A 19,785-nucleotide genomic window follows, 5' to 3' on the forward strand; every position below is an offset into this window, starting at 1 on the left:
AGAGGGCGTTGCCAGAGCAATCAGGCGAAAAGATTCAGATTTTCTTTTGCCCATGCTTCAAAATCCGTACAGCCGCCGATATGTTTTTGATCGACAAAAATCTGCGGTACGGTTTCTACAGGTTTACCTACGGTTTTTTCCAAATCCGCTTTAGTAATGCCTTCAGCATGGATATCAATATAGCGGTAGTTGAAATCGTCGCGTTCTTTGCTCAGTTTTTCCGCCAACTCTTTTGCACGCACGCAATAAGGGCACCCTGGGCGGCCAAAAATAACAGTAAACATATCTCTCCTCGAACATAAAGCCAGACGGCGAACAGGTGTTATCATGCCGCGATTTACGGCAGATGAAAAGCAGGTTACGCCTGTTCCTTTGATAACCCAGGGCTATATCTGTTAAGCACGCCGGACCAGAACGTTCTACACTGTGCGTCAGTTAACCGGGAGGCTTGATATGCGCACGATTGGCGTGTTACCCAAAAGCGTACTGATACTGGAATACCTCGGTATGATTTTGCTGGCGCTTGCTCTGCTATCGCTTAATCATTACCTTACGCTGCCCGCGCCGTTCAATACGCCGCTGGCTGGCGTATTGATGGTTTTCCTCGGCGTCGTGTTGATCCTCCCCGCCGCGGTGGCGATGATGTGGCGTATTGCGCAGTTACTGGCGCCGCAGTTGATGAAACGTCCGCCCGACATTTCTTCCCGTTCAGATAGAGAAAAGCATAATGAGTCCGACCATTGAACTTCTTTGTGGCCATCGTTCTATTCGCCATTTCACCGATGAACCCGTGACTGACGCGCAGCGAGAGGCCATTATTGCCGCCGCGCGCAGCACGTCCAGTTCCAGTTTTTTACAGTGCAGCTCTATTATCCGTATTACCGATCGGGCGCTGCGCGAGGCGTTAGTGCCCCTGACGGGCGGGCAAAAGCATGTGGCGCAGGCCGCTGAGTTCTGGGTATTTTGCGCCGATTTTAATCGTCATTTGCAGATCTGCCCTGACGCGCAGTTGGGGCTTGCCGAACAACTGCTGCTCGGTGTCGTCGATACGGCGATGATGGGGCAAAATGCGCTGACGGCGGCGGAATCACTGGGGTTAGGCGGCGTGTATATCGGCGGCATCCGTAACAATATTGAGTCTGTTACCGAACTGTTAAAATTGCCGAAGCATGTATTGCCGCTCTTTGGCCTGTGTTTGGGATGGCCTGCGGATAATCCGGATCTGAAACCGCGCCTGCCTGCCGAGCTTGTGGTTCATGAGAACCAGTATCAACCGCTTGATGAAAAGCTGCTGGCGCGCTATGACGAGCAGTTGGCTGAGTATTATCTGACCCGCGGCAGTAATACGCGACGCGATACCTGGAGCGATCATATCCGTCGCACCCTGATTAAAGAAAATCGCCCATTTATCCTTGAATATTTGCATAAACAGGGCTGGGCGACGCGCTAAAACCTGCGGGCCAGTGTATGATACGCGGGTTTTTCAGGGTTTTCAGCGAGGTGCAGGGTGAAAATTGCCATATTGTCCAGGGATGGAACGCTCTATTCTTGCAAACGTCTGCGCGAAGCGGCGATGCGGCGCGGCCATCTGGTCGAGATACTCGATCCTCTTTCCTGCTATATGAATATTAATCCGGCAGCGTCGTCGATCCATTACAAGGGGCGTCGTCTGCCCCATTTTGACGCCGTTATTCCCCGTATTGGTTCGGCCATTACCTTTTATGGTACCGCTGCGCTACGTCAGTTTGAGCTACTGGGTAGTTATCCGCTGAATGAATCCGTCGCCATTACCCGCGCGCGCGATAAGCTGCGATCGCTACAACTTCTGGCGCGCCAGGGGATCGATCTCCCCATTACCGGGATCGCCCATTCGCCGGATGATACCAGCGATCTTATTAAGATGGTTGGCGGGGCGCCGCTGGTCGTGAAGCTGGTAGAAGGCACGCAAGGGATCGGCGTGGTATTGGCGGAGACGCGTCAGGCTGCTGAAAGCGTTATTGATGCGTTTCGGGGGCTGAATGCCCATATCCTGGTTCAGGAATACATTGCCGAAGCTAAAGGATGCGATATTCGTTGTCTGGTCGTCGGCAATGAGGTTGTGGCGGCGATTGAGCGGTGCGCGAAAGCCGGTGATTTTCGCTCCAATCTTCATCGCGGCGGGGTGGCCAGCATCGCGACGATCACGCCCCGTGAACGGGATATCGCCATCAAAGCCGCACAGACGCTGGGGCTGGATGTGGCGGGCGTCGATATTTTACGCGCCGCGCGCGGGCCGCTGGTGATGGAGGTGAATGCCTCGCCGGGACTGGAAGGTATCGAAAAGACTACGGGCGTGGATATCGCGGGGCGAATGATTCAGTGGATAGAACGTCACGCTACGCCTGAATTTTGCCTTAAAATCGGCGGCTAATCGCAATCGTGGATTCCGCCGTAGTACGAAGCACGCTTTTTGCGTAAGCTGTGTCGGTAATTTTTTCATCGTCATCGTAAGAGGTAGCACATTATTATGATATCACTGGTCGTTCCCACTCTGGATACGTTGCGTCAATGGCTCGACGACCTGGGCATGAATTTCTTCGAATGTGATACCTGCCAGGCGCTGCATTTGCCGCATATGCAGAATTTTGACGGCGTCTACGATGCTAAAATCGATTTGGTGGACAACACCATTCTTTTTTCCGCGATGGCGGAGGTCAGGCCTTCCGCGTTGCTGCCGCTGGCGGCCGATCTCTCTGCTATCAACGCCAGTTCGTTGACGGTAAAAGCCTTTCTCGATATGCAGGATGATAATCTGCCAAAACTGGTTGTGTGCCAGTCTTTATCCGTTATGCAAGGCGTCACCTACGAACAGTTCGAATGGTTTGTTCGCCAAAGTGAAGAGCAGATTTCTATGGTGATCCTTGAGGCCGGGGCGCATCAGCTTCTGTTTAACGCGGAAGAAGACGCGCAAAAAACCAGCGTGGTTGACCATTTTCTTCACTGATCCCTCCCGATAATCAGGCAGTCGCTGCCAGCGCGGCTGCTGTTTACGTTTTTTTATGCTACCGTTAACCTTTATTTAAAGAATTATTCACCTCCTTTCTGACCATTTCGCTTTATCACATAGACAAAACCTGCATAAAAAATTGATAAAAGGCGTTTTTTAATCTGGGCTATAGCCTCAAACCTTAGCTAAAGTTATTCTTGCGAAGCTTCTATAGCGAGCTTGATGGCAGGGAGGGCGACCTCTCTTCTTCATTTGTATCAAATGAAAAGGTATGCACATTTCAGGCATGTTTTAAAACACGCCTAATGGGTTCATTTGTTAACGGATTTCAGAAGGAAAGCGATGATGACCGCCTTAAAGAAAAAATGGCTATCGGGTCTGGTTGCGGGTGCTCTGATGGTCGTCTCTGTCGGCACGCTCGCTGCCGAACAAAAAACGCTGCACATTTATAACTGGTCAGATTATATTGCGCCGGACACGGTGGCGAACTTTGAAAAAGAGACCGGGATTAACGTTATCTATGATGTCTTTGACTCTAACGAAGTGCTGGAAGGCAAGTTAATGGCAGGCAGCACCGGGTTCGATCTGGTGGTGCCATCGGCCAGTTTTCTTGAGCGCCAGCTCACCGCGGGCGTTTTTCAGCCGCTGGATAAAAGCAAACTTCCCGGCTGGAAAAACCTCGATCCTGAACTGCTGAAACTGGTAGCGAAGCACGATCCTGACAACAAATACGCCATGCCCTATATGTGGGCCACGACGGGCATTGGCTATAACGTTGATAAAGTGAAAGCGGTGCTGGGGGATGATGCGCCAGTGAATAGCTGGGATTTAGTCCTCAAGCCGGAAAATCTGGAGAAGCTAAAAAGCTGCGGCGTCTCTTTCCTTGATGCGCCTGAAGAAATTTTTGCCACCGTGCTGAACTATCTGGGTAAAGATCCGAATAGCAGCAAAGCGGATGACTACACCGGCCCGGCAACCGATCTGTTGTTGAAGCTACGGCCAAACATTCGCTATTTCCACTCCTCGCAATACATTAACGATCTGGCTAATGGCGATACCTGTGTGGCCATCGGCTGGGCGGGCGATGTCTGGCAGGCCGCTAACCGGGCGAAAGAGGCGAAAAATGGCGTCAATATCTCTTTCTCGATCCCCAAAGAGGGGGCAATGGCGTTTTTTGATGTGTTTGCCATGCCGGCTGACGCCAAAAATAAAGACGAGGCCTACCAGTTCCTTAATTATCTGCTGCGCCCTGATGTGATTGCCCATATTTCCGATCACGTTTTCTACGCCAATGCGAATAAAGAGGCGACGGCGCTGGTCAGCCAGCAGGTGCGCGATAACCCGGGAATTTATCCGCCGGCGGATGTGCGGGCCAAGTTGTTTACCTTGAAAGTGCAGGAGCCGAAGATTGATCGCGTCCGCACCCGCGCATGGACGAAGGTGAAAAGCGGTAAGTAATTTATTAACGGTATGGCCTGATAAGCGTGCGCTATCGGGCATTCCACCGTTTGTATCGTTTGATTGTGTTATGCCGGAGAGCGCCTTGTGAATGATGTCCCCCACCGCCCGCAGGTGAAAACCCGTAAAGCGCTGACGCCGCTTCTGGAAATTCGCAACCTGACGAAGTCATTCGACGGGCAACATGCTGTCGATGATGTCAGTCTGACTATCTATAAAGGCGAGATTTTTGCCCTGCTGGGCGCGTCAGGTTGTGGAAAATCGACTCTGCTACGGATGCTGGCAGGTTTTGAACCGCCGAGCAGCGGGCAAATTATGCTCGACGGCGTCGATCTGGCGCATGTTCCGCCGTATCAGCGTCCGATTAATATGATGTTTCAGTCCTATGCGTTGTTTCCGCATATGACGGTAGAGCAGAACATCGCTTTTGGTCTGAAGCAGGACAAACTGCCGAAGGCGGAGATTACCAGCCGCGTCAATGAGATGCTGGGTCTGGTGCACATGCAGGAGTTTGCGAAACGTAAGCCGCATCAGCTTTCCGGCGGTCAGCGTCAGCGCGTGGCCCTGGCGCGTAGCCTGGCGAAACGTCCTAAGCTGCTCTTGTTGGATGAACCGATGGGCGCGCTGGATAAAAAATTACGCGACCGGATGCAGCTTGAAGTAGTTGATATCCTTGAGCGCGTCGGCGTGACCTGCGTCATGGTGACGCACGATCAGGAAGAAGCCATGACGATGGCGGGGCGCATTGCCATCATGAACCGTGGAAAATTTGTGCAAATTGGCGAACCGGAGGAGATTTACGAGCATCCGACGACCCGCTACAGCGCCGAATTTATCGGATCGGTAAATGTTTTTGAGGGCTTACTGAAAGCGCGTGAAGAGGATGGTCTGGTCATTGACGCGCCCGGTTTGGTTCATCCGTTAAAAGTCGATGCAGATGCCTCTGTCGTTGATAATGTGCCGGTATATGTGGCGCTACGTCCGGAAAAAATCATGCTGTGTGAGTCGCCGCCTGCCGATGGCTATAATTTCGCCGTCGGCGAAGTGGCGCATATTGCGTATCTCGGCGATCTGTCTATTTATCATGTGCGGCTAAAAAGCGGGCAGATGATCAGCGCTCAACTGCAGAATGCGCACCGTTACCGGAAAGGGTTACCGACCTGGGGCGATGAAGTGCGTTTGTGCTGGGAAGCGGATAGCTGCGTGGTCCTGACGGTATAAGGGGGAAACATGAGCACACTTGAACCTCCGGCACGCATTAGTAAACCTGGCGGCGCGGCGCTATGGTTGGCGCGAATGCAAATGAAACATGGGCGTAAGCTGGTTATTGCTTTGCCTTATATCTGGCTCATTCTGCTGTTTTTATTGCCGTTTCTTATCGTCTTTAAGATAAGCCTGGCGGAAATGGCGCGGGCGATCCCGCCGTATACCGATCTGCTGGAATGGGCTGACGGTCAGTTGTCGATTACGCTCAATCTCGGTAATTTTTTGCAACTGACCGACGATCCGCTTTATTTCGAAGCCTATCTGCAATCGTTACAAATTGCCGGTATTTCCACAATCTGCTGCCTGCTGCTGGGCTACCCGCTGGCGTGGGCGGTGGCGCACAGCAAGCCCTCCACGCGCAATATCCTGCTGCTGTTGGTGATCCTGCCCTCGTGGACGTCTTTTTTAATACGCGTCTATGCCTGGATGGGCATTTTGAAAAACAACGGTGTGCTGAACAATGTGTTGCTGTGGCTCGGGGTTATCGATCAGCCGCTGACGATCCTGCACACTAACCTGGCCGTCTATATCGGCATTGTTTATGCGTATCTGCCGTTTATGGTTCTGCCCATTTATACCGCATTAACGCGTATTGATTATTCGCTGGTGGAAGCGTCGCTGGATCTCGGCGCCCGACCGCTGAAAACATTTTTTAGCATCATTGTCCCGCTCACCAAAGGCGGAATCATCGCCGGCTCGATGCTGGTTTTTATCCCGGCGGTGGGCGAGTTTGTGATCCCGGAACTGCTTGGCGGGCCGGACAGTATCATGATTGGTCGCGTCCTGTGGCAGGAGTTTTTCAATAACCGCGACTGGCCGGTGGCTTCTGCGGTCGCCATTATTATGTTGCTGCTGCTGATAGTACCGATCATGTGGTTCCATAAACATCAGCAAAAAAGTGTGGGGGAGCACGGATGAATAACTTACCGGTCGTTCGCTCGCCCTGGCGCATTCTGATTCTGGTGCTGGGGTTTACTTTTCTCTATGCGCCGATGTTAATGTTGGTGATTTACTCGTTTAACAGTTCGAAGCTGGTGACGGTGTGGGCGGGATGGTCGACGCGCTGGTATGGCGAGCTCTTTCGGGATACCGCCATGATGAGCGCAGTGGGACTAAGCCTGACAATTGCCGCCTGCGCGGCGACGATGGCGGTGGTGCTCGGTACTATCGCCGCGGTGGTGATGGTGCGATTTGGACGATTTCGCGGCGCAAACGGCTTTGCGTTTATGATCACCGCGCCGCTGGTGATGCCGGATGTGATTACCGGGCTGTCGCTGCTGCTGCTGTTTGTCGCGCTCGGTCATGCTATCGGCTGGCCCTCCGATCGCGGGATGCTGACCATCTGGTTGGCGCACGTCACTTTCTGTACCGCCTATGTGGCAGTGGTGATCGCTTCGCGATTACGCGAACTGGATCGTTCGATTGAAGAGGCGGCGATGGATCTTGGCGCGGCGCCGTTGAAGGTCTTTTTCGTCATTACGTTACCGATGATCATGCCAGCGGTGATCTCGGGCTGGCTATTGGCCTTTACGCTTTCCCTTGACGATCTGGTGATTGCCAGCTTCGTTTCCGGTCCCGGTGCCACCACGCTACCGATGCTGGTTTTCTCCAGCGTGCGCATGGGCGTGAACCCGGAAATCAACGCGCTGGCGACGTTAATCCTCGGCGTGGTAGGAATCGTCGGATTTATTGCCTGGTACCTGATGGCGCGAGCGGAAAAACAGCGGATTCGCGATATCCAGCGTGCAAGACGCGGCTGAAGCCACTAAAATCTTCCACTATGGCAATGCGTTGCCGCGCGGGTCGCGGCATCATTTTCAGGGAAGACATTCATTGGGATTTATAAAGCAATCAACCTCATCACATGCCCGTTTAAATGTGCCTACGCTGGTGCAGGTTGCGGCTATGGCGATTATTTTGATTCGCGGTCTCGATGTGCTGATGATTATGAATACCCTCGGCATACGCGGGATGGGCGAGTTTATTCATCGCAGCGTGCAGACGTGGAGCTTAACCCTTGTCTTTCTGGCCAGCTTAGTGCTGGTCTTTGTTGAAATTTATTGTGCGTTTTCGCTGGTGAAAGGCCGTAGCTGGGCACGCTGGGTGTACCTGGCGACACAAATTATTGTGAGCGGATATCTGTGGGCGGCGTCGTTAGGCTACGGGTATCCGGAGTTGTTTAGCATCGCGGGAGAATCGAAGCGTGATATCCTGCATTCCCTGGTCATGCAAAAACTCCCCGATCTTTTAATTCTGTTTCTGCTGTTTATTCCCGCTCCCAGCCGTCGGTTCTTCCGGCTGCAATAATGTGTATAATCGTCGCCCCGGATAATATGAAGGTTTTTTGGTATGCAGTGCGCACTCTATGACGCGGGTCGCTGCCGTTCCTGTCAATGGATTACGCAGTCGGTTAACGAACAACTTTCCGCAAAAACAGCCGATTTACATCGTTTGCTCGCCGGGCTGCCTGTTGAACAGTGGTGCGCGCCGACTGGCGGCCCGGAACAGCATTTCCGCAACAAAGCGAAAATGGTCGTGAGCGGTAGTGTAGAAAAACCGCTCTTCGGGATGCTGCATCGCGACGGTACGCCGGTCGATCTTTGCGGCTGCCCGCTGTATCCCGCCTCCTTTGCTCCCGTATTCAGCGCGCTAAAACCTTTTATTGCCCGTGCCGGACTCACGCCTTATAACGTGGCGCGAAAACGTGGCGAACTGAAATACCTGTTGCTGACGGAAAGTCAGTTCGATGGCGGCATGATGCTACGCTTCGTGTTGCGTTCAGAAACCAAACTTACGCAACTGCGCGCGGCGTTACCGTGGCTGCGTGCGCAACTGCCGCAGCTCAGAGTGATCACCGCAAATATTCAGCCGGTACATATGGCGATTATGGAAGGGGAGACGGAAATCTACCTGACGGATCAGCAGGCGCTGGCGGAACGTTTTAACGATGTGCCGCTGTGGATTCGTCCGCAAAGTTTCTTTCAGACCAACCCTACGGTCGCCAGCCGATTATATGCGACGGCGCGCGACTGGGTAGGGCAACTGCCGGTACGCCATATGTGGGATCTTTTTTGCGGAGTGGGCGGATTCGGCCTGCACTGCGCGACGCCGCAGATGCAATTAACCGGTATTGAGATCGCGCCGGAGGCGATTGCCTGCGCGAAGCAATCCGCTGCCGAGCTGGGATTGACCCGCCTTCATTTCCAGGCGCTGGATTCCACCCAATTCGCCACCGCACAAGGTGAAACGCCCGACCTGGTGTTGGTGAATCCTCCCCGCCGCGGCATTGGCAAGCCGTTGTGCGATTACCTTGCACAAATGGCGCCGCGTTTTATTATTTATTCAAGCTGTAACGCGCAGACGATGGCGCAGGATATTCGTCATCTGCCGAACTACCGTATTCAACGTGTTCAGCTTTTCGATATGTTCCCGCATACCGCGCATTATGAAGTGTTAACACTGCTTTGCAGGCTGTAGCGCCAAAAGCCAGACATACAAAATATCTATATTAACTATCTAATTATCCATAAATAATAATAACCATGATCGATCGATAAAAAACTCCGATCGATCGTGGTTATATATTACCCTATTTTTGCAAATCAAATCACAAATAATCACTTTAAATCTTTTAATGACTAATTTTGATTATTACAGTGCGTGTAAGGCAAAATTAGACAAGGTGGTTTATCGGGTAACTTTCAATAGCATCAGCGAAGCAATACGTAACGTCAGTAAAGGGGTCAATCATGACAACGAATAGGCACGCTTATGGAGGGCGTTCAGACGATGTTTGCCAAATTTATAGATGTTATTCAAACGTTTTTAACTGAACCGGCAATATTAATTGGGATATTAGTCGGTGTTGGCTATGCGCTGGATAAAAAGACGCCTATAAAAATTATCACCGGTATGATCAGCGCGATGGTCGGTTTGATGATGGTGTTATTTGGCGGCTTTCAATTTTCAGCCACTTTTAAACCGGTTGCAGAGGCAGTCAGCAAAGCTTATGGCGTGCATGGATACTTAATGGATTCATATGCCATGAAAGCCGCGACGCAAATAGCGCTGGGCGATAATTTCGGCTATGTAGGATACGTTTTTGTACTGGCGTTTTTTACTAACCTGTTATTAGTTTTATTTGGCCGTTATACCGGCGCAAAAGGTATATTTCTTACCGGTAATACCGGGGTCTCTCATTCACAGGCGGTACTGTGGTTAATCGTCTTCTGGCTGGGGTTCGGTTGGGTACAATCCATTGTGATTGCCGGGGTATTGACCGGGGTCTTTTGGGCGTTTTCAACTACGCTTATTGTTAAACCCATCGCCAAAGTGACCAATAACGCCGGTTTTACCATTGCGCATAACCAGATGCTGGGACTGTGGTTTTTCTCGAAATTCGCGCATAAATTCGGCGATCCGGAAAAGCATGACGCCGAAAACCTGAAACTTCCCGGTTGGTTAGCCATTTTTAACCACAACGTGACGGCAATCGCCATTGTGATGACGCTCTTCGTTGGCGGTTTTCTATTGGCGACAGGGATCGATAACGTACAGTTAATGGCGAAAGGCAAACCCTGGTATATCTATATCATCAATCTGGGCCTGCAATTCTCTATGTATATGGTCATCTTGCTGCAGGGCGTGCGGATGATGGTAGGCGAAATTAACGGTTCGTTTAAAGGATGGCAGGATCGCTTTATTCCTAACGCTATACCGGCTGTGGATGTTGCTGCTTTATTACCTTTTTCGCCGAACGCGGCCACGCTGGGATTCGTCTTTTGTACCTTCGGCACGATTTTTTCCATGGGCATTCTGCTGCTCATCCATAGCCCTATTATGGTATTGCCTGGTTTTGTTCCGCTCTTCTTTTCCGGCGGTCCCATCGGCGTATTAGCCAACCGAATGGGGGGATATCGTTCCGTTATTATTTGTACTTTCCTGTTAGGGATTATTCAGACTTTCGGTACGGTATGGGCCATTCCTTTAACCGGGCTGGCAAAAGAAGGTGTGGGCTGGACGGGAATATTTGACTGGGCGACTCTGTGGCCTGCAATTTGTGAATTACTGAAATTTATTGCTTCAACGTTCCATCTTGGTCCTTATTCCATTTAATTGATTCGGTTTATATAAAGGATTTTATTATGAAAGATTCTGTAAATATTTTATTCGTATGCGGTTATGGTGTAGGCAGTAGCGTAATGTTACAGACTGTTGTTAAAAAAGCGTTAGCAAAATATGACTTCTCTTTTGATATGGAGCATACGGCAGCGGGAGAGGTCGGTGGATTTACCGACTGGGCAGATATTTATGCGATTTCGAAAAAATTGCTTGATGTTGTTAGCCTCGATCCTAAACACGGACAATATCTCATTCCCATTGAAAATATCATGGATGGCGAATCAATAGGTAAACAGATTTACGATGTGGTAGAGAAACATTTTCCGCACCTGCTCAACAAATGAGGGTGAGTCATGAAAGCGATTATTCTGCTGTTTGACAGTCTGAATAAAAACTATTTGCCGCCCTATGGTGATTTGCTAACGAAAGCGCCTAACTTTCAACGCCTGGCGGCACATGCCGCCACCTTTGACAATAGTTATGTCGGCAGTATGCCCTGTATGCCAGCCCGTCGGGAACTGCACACCGGGCGCTATAATTTCCTGCATCGCGAGTGGGGGCCGCTGGAACCCTTTGATGATTCCATGCCGGAATTATTGAAAAAAGCGGGGATCTACACCCATCTTATCAGCGATCATCTGCATTACTGGGAAGACGGCGGCGGTAACTACCATAACCGCTATAGCTCCTGGGACGTAGTACGCGGTCAGGAGGGCGATCACTGGAAGGCGAGCGTTGGCGAGCCGCCCATTCCAGAAGTACTGCGCGTTCCACAAAAACAAACCGGAGGCGGCGTTTCCGGGCTATGGCGTCATGACTGGGCGAACCGCGAATACATCCAGCAGGAAGCCGATTTTCCCCAGACGAAAGTTTTTGACGCCGGGTGCGATTTTATCCATAAAAATCATGCCGAAGATAACTGGTTATTGCAGGTTGAGACGTTTGATCCGCATGAGCCGTTTTATACCACCGAGGAATATTTATCGCTCTATGACGATGAGTGGCAAGGCCCGCATTATGACTGGCCGCGCGGCAAAGTCAGTGAAAGTGAGGAGGCGATAGCGCATATTCGCTGTCGTTATCGGGCCCTGGTTTCCATGTGCGACCGCAATCTGGGACGTATCCTTGATCTGATGGATGAACACGATCTCTGGCGCGATACGATGCTGATTGTCGGTACCGATCACGGCTTCTTGCTGGGGGAGCACGGTTGGTGGGCTAAAAATCAAATGCCCTATTATAACGAGGTGGCGAATAACCCGCTGTTTATCTGGGACCCGCGCAGCGCGGTAAGCGGAGCGCGACGGCAGTCGCTGGTGCAGATGATTGACTGGGCGCCAACGCTACTGGATTATTTTCAGCAACCTATTCCCGCAGATATGCAGGGCCAACCGCTGGCGAAAGTCATTGCCAGCGATGAACCCGTCAGGGAAGGCGCGCTGTTTGGCGTGTTTAGCGGACATGTTAATGTTACCGACGGACGCTATGTTTATATGCGGGCCGCGCAGCCGGGGCGTGAGCATGACATTGCGAACTACACGTTAATGCCGATCAAGATGAATGCGCGTTATGACGTGGATGAACTGGGAAAATTATCTCTGGCACCTCCGTTTAACTTTACTAAAGGGCTTCAGGTATTACGTATTCCGGCCAGGGAAAAATATAAAGGTGTGAATAGCTTTGGTCATCTCTTGTTTGATCTCAGAGACGATCCGCAGCAGCAACATCCTATTCATGATGAGGCCATCGAAGCAAGGATGATCAACTTACTTATCCGTTTGATGAAAGAAAATGATGCTCCGGCGGAGCAGTATCGCCGTCTGGGTCTGGATGTTGTCTAAAAACATAACAATGTTGTAAGCCGGGTACGCGTCAGCGTCACCCGGCAAGTATTAGTCCGAATCGCCTGTTGATGCAGGCGTTTGAGACTGATGACAAACTGTAGAATGCCCAATGGCGCTACGCTTATCAGGCCAGGATAGTTTCCGATGGCGACCCGTGGGCTGAATAAGGTATTTATACTGCCATTTCGCAATACAGTGGGGTAATAATATACGTCTTACTGCGGGAACCACTGATCGCTGATTTTCTGATAAGTGCCGTCCGCTTTAATGGCGGCCAGCGCATTATTCAGTTTTTCCAGCAACGCCTTATTGTCCGGGCGCACCGCGATGCCAAGTCCGGTACCGAAGTATTGCGGATCGGTCACTTTCTCTGTTGCCGGACCCAGTTGCGGATTCGTTTTCAGCCACTCATTGACCACTGCGGTATCGCCAAAGACGCCGTCAATACGGCCATTTTTCAGGTCGATAATCGCATTCTGGTAGCTGTCGTAGGCCACGGTTTTGACCTCCGGATGTTTATCCTGGAGATATTTTTGATGCGTGGTGCCATTTTCCATACCGATACGCTTACCTTTTAGATCGGTAAAGGTCTTATAGGTGTCTTTTTTGGCAATCACCAGCGCGGAGTTCGCATAATAGGGATTGCTAAAGGCGACCTGCTTACTGCGCTCCGGGGTAATGTCCATTCCGGAAATGACGGCATCATATTTTCTGAATTTCAGCGCCGGGATAAGACTATCGAAAGCATGATTGGTAAAAGTACATTCTGCCTGCATTTGCTTGCATAATGCGGTTGCCAGATCGATATCGAAGCCCACAATTTTATTACTCGCATCCAGGGATTCAAACGGGGGATAGGTGGCGGAAACCCCGAAATTGATTTTTTCAGCGGCGATGCTGCCAGTGGCGAAAGAGGCGAGTAATGCAGCCAGAACTAACTTTTTCATGATGTCACTCCCGTAATCTTATGATTATGCGCCGTGTCTGCGGCATAGATTTACAATGCCATCAATTGAATTTGTATGCAATAAAAATGATTAAATATTTTTAAATGGATAAAAAAAGACGGACAAGTTAACCACTTGTCCGTCGGGTTTATTCAAAATTATGCATCGTAGGCTTGATAAGCGCAGCGCCATCTGACCATTGTCGAACGGCGGCGAGAATGCCTTATCCTGCCTGATTAATTGCGCCGCTCAAACGCCAGAGCTTTACGCTCAATCAAACGCATCATCAGCGTCAATAGACCGTTGACGACCAGGTAAATTACACCTGCCGCGCCAAATACCACCACATCGTAGGTACGACCATAGAGCAACTGACTGTACCCCATGACTTCCATCAAGGTGATGGTATAGGCCAGCGAGGTACTTTTGAAGACCAGTACCACCTCATTAGAATAGGAGGAGAGGGCGCGTTTAAACGCATAGGGCAACAAAATCGCCAGCGTATCTTTCTTACTCATCCCCAGCGCGCTACAGGACTGCCACTGACCTTCCGGAATCGCGCGAATCGCACCATAAAATAGCTGCGTCGTGTAAGCGGCGCTGTTTAGCGACAACGCGATCAGTGCGCACAGCCACGGTTCAGACAGTAGGTGCCAGAGTAGTGGATACTCTTGCAGTGTCGGGAATTGACCGGGTCCGTAGTAGATCAGGAAAATTTGCACCAACAACGGCGTACCGGTAAACAACGTGATATAGCCGCGCACCAGCCACACCACGAACGGCGTTTTTAGCGTCAGGATGATGGTAAAAACTAACGCCAGCACCAAAGCGACGGCAATAGAAGCCACGGTCAGAGTCAGGCTGGTGTGTAGCCCTTTTAGCAGTTCAGGTAAATACTCAAGCATTAGTCCGGCCTCCGCTCAAAACGTGTCGCGCGCAGGTCTATGCGTTTGAGAATGTACTGACTGATCAGCGTAATGACCAGGTAAATAGCCGCCGCAATAATGTACCAGTTAAACGGTTCCTGGGTGCGTGTGGCAATACTTTTGGTCTGCAACATCAGATCGTTAACGCTGATAAGGCTGACCAGAGCCGTATCTTTTAGCAACACCAGCCACTGATTACCCAGCCCTGGCAGGGCGTGACGCCACATCTGCGGCATCACCAGACGGAAAAAAATCGCCGTCTTTGATAATCCCAGTGCCTGACCCGACTCCCACTGACCAGACGGAACGGCTTTCAGCGCGCCGCGTAGCGTCTGCGACGCATAGGCCGCATACAGCAGGGACAACGCAATCACGCCGCACAGGAACGGACTGACGTCAAAGTTCTCAATCTCCATTTGCACCGGGATCTGCGTAAAGCCGAGATGGAGGGTAAACCCGTCAGATAGCGTAAGCAGGAGTTGCGAGGAGCCGAAATAGATAAACAGCACCACCAGAATTTCCGGCAGACCGCGCAAAATAGTGACCAGCGCGGAGCCTATCCAGGCAATCGGGCGCCATTTTACGGACTCCCAGACGGCAAAGAACATGGCTAACGCGAGGCCAATGATCAGCGCGCAGACGGCAAGGCCGACGGTCATCCCGGCGGCGCTTGCTAAAGGAAAAAATTCGTTCATCAAAGATTACTTCTGGAACCATTTGTTATAGATGGTCTCGTAAGTCCCATCTTTCTTCACTTTTTCCAGCGCAGTATTGAATTTCTGCTGCAGCTCGGTGTTGCCCTGACGTACCGCGATACCCAGGCCGGTGCCGAAATAATCTTTATCGGTGACTTTATCGCCGACCGGTGCCAGCTTAGGATTGGCTTTCAGCCATTCGGTCACGACCGCCGTGTCGCCGAAAACAGCGTCGATACGGCCATTTTGTAGATCCAGCTTCGCGTTCTGATAGCTGTCATACGGTACGGTGGTGATTTCCGGATGCTTATCCATGATGAATTTCTGGTGCGTCGTACCGTTCTGTACGCCGACTTTCTTACCTTTCAGTTGATCGACGCTGGTGTATTTGCCCTGCTGACCCACGAACAGCGCGGAGTTGTCGTAATATGGCGTGGTAAACAGCACCTGCTTTTCACGTTCCGGCGTGATATCCATTCCCGCCATTACAGCGTCGAAGCGGCGGAATTTCAGGCTGGGGATCAGGCTGTCGAACGCCTGATTGGTAAAGGTACAGGAGGCGTCGATCTCTTTACATAGCGCGTTGGCCAGGTCGACGTCAAAGCCGACAATCTTGTTATTAGCATCCATCGATTCGAACGGCGGATAGGACGCTTCGGTCGCAAAACGAATGGTCTGGGCTGCTGTAGCGGAAAGGCTAAAGCCTGCAATTAGCGCGGCAATCAGAACTTTTTTCATTGTCATTGTCCCGAATCTTAGTGAGAGAGATAGTTTTTGAACGCTTCGGTCTGAGGGTGGGCAAAGCAACCCGCATCACCGTGCTCGACGATGTGACCATTTTCCATATAAATCACACGACTGGCGGTCTTACGCGCCACTTCGACTTCATGCGTAACGATCACCTGAGTAATGTTCGTTTCCGCCAGCTCATGAATAATGCTGACGATTTGAGCGGTAATTTCCGGGTCCAGCGCGGCGGTCGGTTCATCAAACAGCAGCACCTGCGGCTCCATCATCAGCGCGCGGGCAATCGCGACGCGCTGCTGCTGACCGCCGGAAAGGTGCAACGGATAACGATCGCTATAGGGCTTCAGACGTAGACGCTCCAGCAGCTTTTCTGCGCGCGCCAGCGCCTGATCTTTTGTCAGACCCAGTACGCGGCAGGGCGCTTCAATCAGATTCTGCGCAACGGTGAGATGCGGCCAAAGATTATATTGCTGAAAGACCATTCCGACATTTTGACGTAGCTCACGAATCGCCTTATCGGACGGCGTTTTCGTAAAGTCAAAATGGTTCCCGGCGATAGTCAGAGTGCCGGAACGCGGCATCTCAAGCAGATTGAGTACACGCAGCAGCGAACTTTTACCCGCCCCGCTTGGGCCAAGCAACACCAGCGTTTCGCCTTCGGGGCAATCCAGCGTGATATCGAACAGCGCCTGATGCGCGCCGTAAAAGCAATTAATGCCGTTTAATTGAATACTCATTGACACTCGTATACAGGCAGTCTGATAGCTATTGAAGCCGCAGATAGTACCTTTCGCAGAATAGTTATGCAATATTTATGCGTTAAAAGTTAAATATATCCCACATTCTTCCCTAAACATAGCACAAAATAGCAGGAGGAATAGTAGGTAAGAAGAATTGTCGGCATCCCGGGCAGAATGCCAGACAATTTACGGGGTTATGGGTGCAAAAGCGAGGGAATACTGTCTGTTAACGGTTTTCTATCGACTGGCGCAGCGTACCGGCAGGGGCATGGACATCTCCGCCCAGATAGCGAACGTCGTCAATCACCCAGCATGAGCCTTCGTGAATCATAAGCACTTCATCCTGCCAGCTTTGATCGCCCTGTTTTAACGCTACCCGCAGAGGAATGTTGCGCGCATCTCGGTTCGGAATGGTTGATGCGCTGGCGACGTTGGCGCTATCCGGCAGCGTAGCGCGGCTGGAGAACAGATCGCCGCTCATCAACTGGCGGTGCTCCGTATCGCGGCTGGCGTCGGTCAACAATTTCGCCAGGTTATCACTCAAGTAGGGGCGAAGCGCGGCGATATCATTGCTGTGGTGTTGAATACGGTAGTCGTAAAATTGTTGAGCCACGCTGTCCGGGCCGCCTTCCACACACGCGCCGATACGCGGGCCATTATCTTTGTAGGCGGGAGTGACGGTCGTACAGGCGCTAAGCAGAAGCGCGCACGGGATGAGCAAAGAGAGTTTAGAATAGCGCATGATGATTTCCTTATAGGCGATCGAGCAAAAACCGATCTACGATAATCAATTATATCCTTTCAATGATAGCGTATCAGCTTGATAATGCGTTTGAGATCGTGTGCTTAGCTAACCCGGGAGATTCACTATGCAGTTTTCAACAACCCCAACGCTGGAAGGACAAAGCATCGTGGAGTATTGCGGTGTGGTGACGGGCGAAGCCATTTTAGGCGCCAATATTTTCCGCGATTTTTTCGCCGGCATTCGGGATATCGTCGGCGGACGTTCCGGCGCGTATGAGAAAGAGCTGCGTAAAGCGCGTGAAATCGCTTTCCAGGAACTTGGCGAGCAGGCTAAAGCGTTGGGCGCCGATGCGGTGGTAGGCATCGATATTGATTACGAAACTGTCGGCAAGGATGGCAGTATGCTGATGGTCAGCGTCAGCGGAACGGCGGTGAAAACGCGCCGATGAGAGCGCTACTGTGGCTGGTGGGTCTCGCGTTGCTGTTAACAGGCTGCGCGAGCGAAAAAGGAATTATCGATAAAGAGGGATATCAGCTTGATACCCGACATCGGGCGCAGGCGGCCTATCCGCGCATTAAAGTCCTGGTGATTCACTATACGGCGGAAAACTTTGACGTTTCGCTGGCGACGTTAACGGGCCGCAACGTCAGTTCGCATTACCTGATTCCCGCAACCCCGCCATTATATGGCGGTAAACCGCGCATCTGGCAACTGGTGCCGGAACAGGATCAGGCCTGGCATGCGGGCGTCAGTTTCTGGCGAGGCGCCACGCGTCTCAATGATACGTCTATTGGCATTGAGCTGGAAAATCGCGGCTGGCGAATGTCCGGCGGGGTGAAATCTTTCGCGCCGTTTGAATCCGCGCAAATTCAGGCATTGATTCCTTTAGCGAAGGACATTATCGCGCGCTATGACATCAAACCGCAGAATGTGGTGGCCCATGCGGATATCGCGCCGCAGCGTAAAGACGATCCCGGCCCGCGCTTCCCGTGGCGCGAGCTGGCGGCGCAGGGGATTGGCGCCTGGCCTGACGCCCAGCGTGTGGCGTTTTATCTGGCTGGACGCGCGCCGTATACGCCAGTCGATACCGCAACGGTGCTTGCGTTACTCTCGCGCTATGGCTATGAAGTCAAAGCCGATATGACGGCACGCGAGCAGCAGCGGGTGATTATGGCGTTCCAGATGCACTTCCGTCCGGCGCAATGGAACGGTATCGCAGATGCCGAAACGCAGGCGATTGCCGAAGCATTACTGGAGAAGTACGGCCAGGATTAACGCGGTAAATTTCCGTGATCGCGTAGCCAGGCGGCGGTGCGTTCAATGCCTTCGTCCAGCGTGACGATGGGCTGGTAACCCAGCTCGTCCTGCGCGCGAGTCGTATCGAGCGTAAAATCAAAATTCAGTTTTGACACGCCGTAATGCGTTAGCGGGGGCTCTTTGGCGGATTTTTTGCCGAAGCGTTCCATACTGCGGGCGATCATATCCAGCATCGGGTAAGGCACAGAGCGAATGCGGCAGTCGATAGTCAGTTCATCAATTAACTTTTGTACGATGCTGCGTAAGGTGCGGTTTTCGCCGTTAGTGATGTTATAAGCGCGGCCAGAAGGCAGATGATCGCAGCCCGGCTGGCTGGCCAGCCACATGGCGTGGATCGCATTTTCATAGTAGGTCATATCGACCAGCGCGCTGCCCCCGTGCGGTAATAAGACGCTACCGTAATGGTGCATCATATGCGCCAGACGTGGGATAAATACTTTATCGTGCGGGCCAAACAGGCTTTGCGGACGCAACACCGTAAAACGTGTTTGCGGATTAGCCTGCGCCAGCAGATTAATCACCTCTTCACCGGCGGCTTTACTGCGGGCGAACTCATTGGCAAACCGATGCGGACGGAAATCCTCTTTGATATCACGGTGATGGTGGTAATCAAAATAGAGCGAGGGAGAGGAGATATGAATAAAATTGCGCACGCCCCAGGCGACCGCCCATTCTCCCAGACGGCGGGTGGCGCGAACATTCGCCAGATCGAAAGCTTGTTGGGTTCCCCAGGGCGAGGTAAAGCTGGAGCAGTGCCACAACGTGTCGATCCCGGCGAGCATCACTTTAGCCTGCGAGGAGACCAGTTCGGTTAAATCCGCATGGACGAATTCCGCGCCCATTTTTTCAAGCAGCTTGCCCATCGCTTCATTGCGACCCGTCGCTCTGACGCTGATGCCTTTATTGCGCAAAAATTCAACCGCGTTTCGACCTAAGCCGCTGGTGGCGCCGGTAACCAGTACCTTCATATCAATCCACTGTGTTTAATAAACC

The 19,785-nt window shown here is 51.7% G+C and carries 23 protein-coding genes; 15 read left to right on the top strand and 8 right to left on the bottom strand.

The annotated features are described in order from the left end of the window. Positions 1-20 precede the first annotated feature (20 nt). A complete protein-coding gene (locus ACLJZ5_RS11595) occupies positions 21-284 on the bottom strand; it encodes a GrxA family glutaredoxin (protein ID WP_000495513.1) in 264 nt (87 codons plus the stop codon). Positions 285-453: 169 nt separating this feature from the next. Here ACLJZ5_RS11595 and ACLJZ5_RS11600 point away from each other — a divergent pair, with 169 nt between their 5' ends. From ACLJZ5_RS11600 to ACLJZ5_RS11660, 13 genes are all read left to right on the top strand, one after another. Beyond that, positions 454-744, top strand: coding sequence for a YbjC family protein (locus ACLJZ5_RS11600; protein ID WP_001259137.1), 291 nt, complete (start codon positions 454-456; stop codon positions 742-744). Then, positions 728-1,450 carry a nitroreductase NfsA gene (nfsA, locus tag ACLJZ5_RS11605; protein ID WP_000075300.1) on the top strand — a complete coding sequence of 241 codons (723 nt, stop codon included), beginning with the start codon at positions 728-730 and terminating at the stop codon, positions 1,448-1,450. Before ACLJZ5_RS11600 ends, nfsA begins: the two co-directional genes overlap by 17 nt. Positions 1,451-1,507: 57 nt before the next feature. Further along, on the top strand, positions 1,508-2,410 hold the full coding sequence (rimK, locus tag ACLJZ5_RS11610) for a 30S ribosomal protein S6--L-glutamate ligase (RefSeq protein ID WP_000684361.1): 903 nt from the start codon (positions 1,508-1,510) through the stop codon (positions 2,408-2,410). A 96-nt stretch (positions 2,411-2,506) separates the two neighbouring features. Then, positions 2,507-2,983 (top strand): YbjN domain-containing protein, encoded by a 477-nt coding sequence (locus tag ACLJZ5_RS11615; protein WP_000624811.1) that lies wholly within the window; start codon positions 2,507-2,509, stop codon positions 2,981-2,983. A 348-nt stretch (positions 2,984-3,331) separates the two neighbouring features. Then, positions 3,332-4,444, top strand: a complete 1,113-nt coding sequence (gene potF / locus ACLJZ5_RS11620) for a spermidine/putrescine ABC transporter substrate-binding protein PotF (protein ID WP_000125769.1) — start codon at positions 3,332-3,334, stop codon at positions 4,442-4,444. Positions 4,445-4,531: 87 nt separating this feature from the next. Beyond that, complete coding sequence (gene potG / locus ACLJZ5_RS11625; RefSeq protein ID WP_001000698.1) at positions 4,532-5,665, top strand: putrescine ABC transporter ATP-binding subunit PotG; 1,134 nt, start codon at positions 4,532-4,534, stop codon at positions 5,663-5,665. A 9-nt stretch (positions 5,666-5,674) separates the two neighbouring features. Beyond that, entirely contained in the window at positions 5,675-6,628 is a 954-nt protein-coding gene (gene potH, locus ACLJZ5_RS11630; RefSeq protein ID WP_000105453.1) for a putrescine ABC transporter permease PotH, read from the top strand. Beyond that, a complete protein-coding gene (gene potI, locus ACLJZ5_RS11635; RefSeq protein ID WP_001061629.1) occupies positions 6,625-7,470 on the top strand; it encodes a putrescine ABC transporter permease PotI in 846 nt (281 codons plus the stop codon). The genes potH and potI overlap by 4 nt, the downstream gene beginning before the upstream one ends. A gap of 73 nt (positions 7,471-7,543) precedes the next feature. Then, positions 7,544-8,017: a YbjO family protein gene (locus tag ACLJZ5_RS11640; protein ID WP_000505788.1), complete on the top strand. Its 474-nt coding sequence runs from the start codon at positions 7,544-7,546 to the stop codon at positions 8,015-8,017. A 42-nt stretch (positions 8,018-8,059) separates the two neighbouring features. Next, positions 8,060-9,187 (top strand): 23S rRNA (uracil(747)-C(5))-methyltransferase RlmC, encoded by a 1,128-nt coding sequence (gene rlmC, locus ACLJZ5_RS11645; protein ID WP_001149792.1) that lies wholly within the window; start codon positions 8,060-8,062, stop codon positions 9,185-9,187. Between the two features lie 294 nt (positions 9,188-9,481). Continuing rightward, on the top strand, positions 9,482-10,825 hold the full coding sequence (locus ACLJZ5_RS11650) for a PTS sugar transporter subunit IIC (RefSeq protein ID WP_000399323.1): 1,344 nt from the start codon (positions 9,482-9,484) through the stop codon (positions 10,823-10,825). Between the two features lie 29 nt (positions 10,826-10,854). Then, positions 10,855-11,175: a PTS sugar transporter subunit IIB gene (locus ACLJZ5_RS11655; protein ID WP_024798101.1), complete on the top strand. Its 321-nt coding sequence runs from the start codon at positions 10,855-10,857 to the stop codon at positions 11,173-11,175. 9 nt (positions 11,176-11,184) lie between these two features. Beyond that, positions 11,185-12,672, top strand: a complete 1,488-nt coding sequence (locus tag ACLJZ5_RS11660; protein WP_024798102.1) for a sulfatase — start codon at positions 11,185-11,187, stop codon at positions 12,670-12,672. Between the two features lie 218 nt (positions 12,673-12,890). On the opposite strand, the gene artJ is transcribed toward ACLJZ5_RS11660, so the two are convergent. The 6 genes from artJ to ACLJZ5_RS11690 form a co-directional block, all read right to left on the bottom strand. Continuing rightward, positions 12,891-13,622, bottom strand: coding sequence for an arginine ABC transporter substrate-binding protein ArtJ (gene artJ, locus ACLJZ5_RS11665; protein WP_000737538.1), 732 nt, complete (start codon positions 13,620-13,622; stop codon positions 12,891-12,893). 236 nt (positions 13,623-13,858) lie between these two features. Beyond that, positions 13,859-14,527 (bottom strand): arginine ABC transporter permease ArtM, encoded by a 669-nt coding sequence (gene artM, locus ACLJZ5_RS11670; protein WP_000895397.1) that lies wholly within the window; start codon positions 14,525-14,527, stop codon positions 13,859-13,861. Then, positions 14,527-15,243, bottom strand: coding sequence for an arginine ABC transporter permease ArtQ (artQ, locus tag ACLJZ5_RS11675; RefSeq protein WP_001001677.1), 717 nt, complete (start codon positions 15,241-15,243; stop codon positions 14,527-14,529). The genes artM and artQ overlap by 1 nt, the downstream gene beginning before the upstream one ends. Positions 15,244-15,249: 6 nt before the next feature. Then, positions 15,250-15,981: an arginine ABC transporter substrate-binding protein ArtI gene (gene artI, locus ACLJZ5_RS11680; protein ID WP_000756586.1), complete on the bottom strand. Its 732-nt coding sequence runs from the start codon at positions 15,979-15,981 to the stop codon at positions 15,250-15,252. Positions 15,982-15,998: 17 nt separating this feature from the next. After that, positions 15,999-16,727 carry an arginine ABC transporter ATP-binding protein ArtP gene (artP, locus tag ACLJZ5_RS11685; protein WP_000027181.1) on the bottom strand — a complete coding sequence of 243 codons (729 nt, stop codon included), beginning with the start codon at positions 16,725-16,727 and terminating at the stop codon, positions 15,999-16,001. A 229-nt stretch (positions 16,728-16,956) separates the two neighbouring features. Further along, entirely contained in the window at positions 16,957-17,472 is a 516-nt protein-coding gene (locus ACLJZ5_RS11690) for a lipoprotein (protein WP_001270724.1), read from the bottom strand. Positions 17,473-17,599: 127 nt separating this feature from the next. Between ACLJZ5_RS11690 and ACLJZ5_RS11695 the strand changes: the two genes are divergently transcribed. Then, positions 17,600-17,923, top strand: coding sequence for a heavy metal-binding domain-containing protein (locus ACLJZ5_RS11695; protein ID WP_001160725.1), 324 nt, complete (start codon positions 17,600-17,602; stop codon positions 17,921-17,923). Further along, complete coding sequence (locus ACLJZ5_RS11700) at positions 17,920-18,750, top strand: N-acetylmuramoyl-L-alanine amidase (protein ID WP_001202293.1); 831 nt, start codon at positions 17,920-17,922, stop codon at positions 18,748-18,750. The genes ACLJZ5_RS11695 and ACLJZ5_RS11700 overlap by 4 nt, the downstream gene beginning before the upstream one ends. On the opposite strand, the gene ACLJZ5_RS11705 is transcribed toward ACLJZ5_RS11700, so the two are convergent. Next, positions 18,747-19,760 (bottom strand): NAD-dependent epimerase/dehydratase family protein, encoded by a 1,014-nt coding sequence (locus ACLJZ5_RS11705; RefSeq protein WP_000866904.1) that lies wholly within the window; start codon positions 19,758-19,760, stop codon positions 18,747-18,749. The genes ACLJZ5_RS11700 and ACLJZ5_RS11705 overlap by 4 nt on opposite strands. Between the last annotated feature and the right edge of the window lie 25 nt (positions 19,761-19,785).

It is taken from the genome of Salmonella sp. 5800, from assembly GCF_046558195.1.
Taxonomy (GTDB): Bacteria; Pseudomonadota; Gammaproteobacteria; order Enterobacterales; family Enterobacteriaceae; genus Salmonella; species Salmonella enterica.

What these genes read in the sequence shown, in the direction of transcription:
- ACLJZ5_RS11595 (WP_000495513.1), bottom strand. Translation starts at nt 284, where the DNA reads ATGTTTACTGTTATTTTTGGCCGCCCAGGGTGCCCTTATTGCGTGCGT.
- ACLJZ5_RS11600 (WP_001259137.1), top strand. Translation starts at nt 454, where the DNA reads ATGCGCACGATTGGCGTGTTACCCAAAAGCGTACTGATACTGGAATAC.
- nfsA (WP_000075300.1), top strand. Translation starts at nt 728, where the DNA reads ATGAGTCCGACCATTGAACTTCTTTGTGGCCATCGTTCTATTCGCCAT.
- ACLJZ5_RS11615 (WP_000624811.1), top strand. Translation starts at nt 2,507, where the DNA reads ATGATATCACTGGTCGTTCCCACTCTGGATACGTTGCGTCAATGGCTC.
- potF (WP_000125769.1), top strand. Translation starts at nt 3,332, where the DNA reads ATGACCGCCTTAAAGAAAAAATGGCTATCGGGTCTGGTTGCGGGTGCT.
- potH (WP_000105453.1), top strand. Translation starts at nt 5,675, where the DNA reads ATGAGCACACTTGAACCTCCGGCACGCATTAGTAAACCTGGCGGCGCG.
- potI (WP_001061629.1), top strand. Translation starts at nt 6,625, where the DNA reads ATGAATAACTTACCGGTCGTTCGCTCGCCCTGGCGCATTCTGATTCTG.
- rlmC (WP_001149792.1), top strand. Translation starts at nt 8,060, where the DNA reads ATGCAGTGCGCACTCTATGACGCGGGTCGCTGCCGTTCCTGTCAATGG.
- ACLJZ5_RS11650 (WP_000399323.1), top strand. Translation starts at nt 9,482, where the DNA reads ATGGAGGGCGTTCAGACGATGTTTGCCAAATTTATAGATGTTATTCAA.
- ACLJZ5_RS11655 (WP_024798101.1), top strand. Translation starts at nt 10,855, where the DNA reads ATGAAAGATTCTGTAAATATTTTATTCGTATGCGGTTATGGTGTAGGC.
- ACLJZ5_RS11660 (WP_024798102.1), top strand. Translation starts at nt 11,185, where the DNA reads ATGAAAGCGATTATTCTGCTGTTTGACAGTCTGAATAAAAACTATTTG.
- artJ (WP_000737538.1), bottom strand. Translation starts at nt 13,622, where the DNA reads ATGAAAAAGTTAGTTCTGGCTGCATTACTCGCCTCTTTCGCCACTGGC.
- artM (WP_000895397.1), bottom strand. Translation starts at nt 14,527, where the DNA reads ATGCTTGAGTATTTACCTGAACTGCTAAAAGGGCTACACACCAGCCTG.
- artQ (WP_001001677.1), bottom strand. Translation starts at nt 15,243, where the DNA reads ATGAACGAATTTTTTCCTTTAGCAAGCGCCGCCGGGATGACCGTCGGC.
- artI (WP_000756586.1), bottom strand. Translation starts at nt 15,981, where the DNA reads ATGAAAAAAGTTCTGATTGCCGCGCTAATTGCAGGCTTTAGCCTTTCC.
- artP (WP_000027181.1), bottom strand. Translation starts at nt 16,727, where the DNA reads ATGAGTATTCAATTAAACGGCATTAATTGCTTTTACGGCGCGCATCAG.
- ACLJZ5_RS11690 (WP_001270724.1), bottom strand. Translation starts at nt 17,472, where the DNA reads ATGCGCTATTCTAAACTCTCTTTGCTCATCCCGTGCGCGCTTCTGCTT.
- ACLJZ5_RS11695 (WP_001160725.1), top strand. Translation starts at nt 17,600, where the DNA reads ATGCAGTTTTCAACAACCCCAACGCTGGAAGGACAAAGCATCGTGGAG.
- ACLJZ5_RS11700 (WP_001202293.1), top strand. Translation starts at nt 17,920, where the DNA reads ATGAGAGCGCTACTGTGGCTGGTGGGTCTCGCGTTGCTGTTAACAGGC.
- ACLJZ5_RS11705 (WP_000866904.1), bottom strand. Translation starts at nt 19,760, where the DNA reads ATGAAGGTACTGGTTACCGGCGCCACCAGCGGCTTAGGTCGAAACGCG.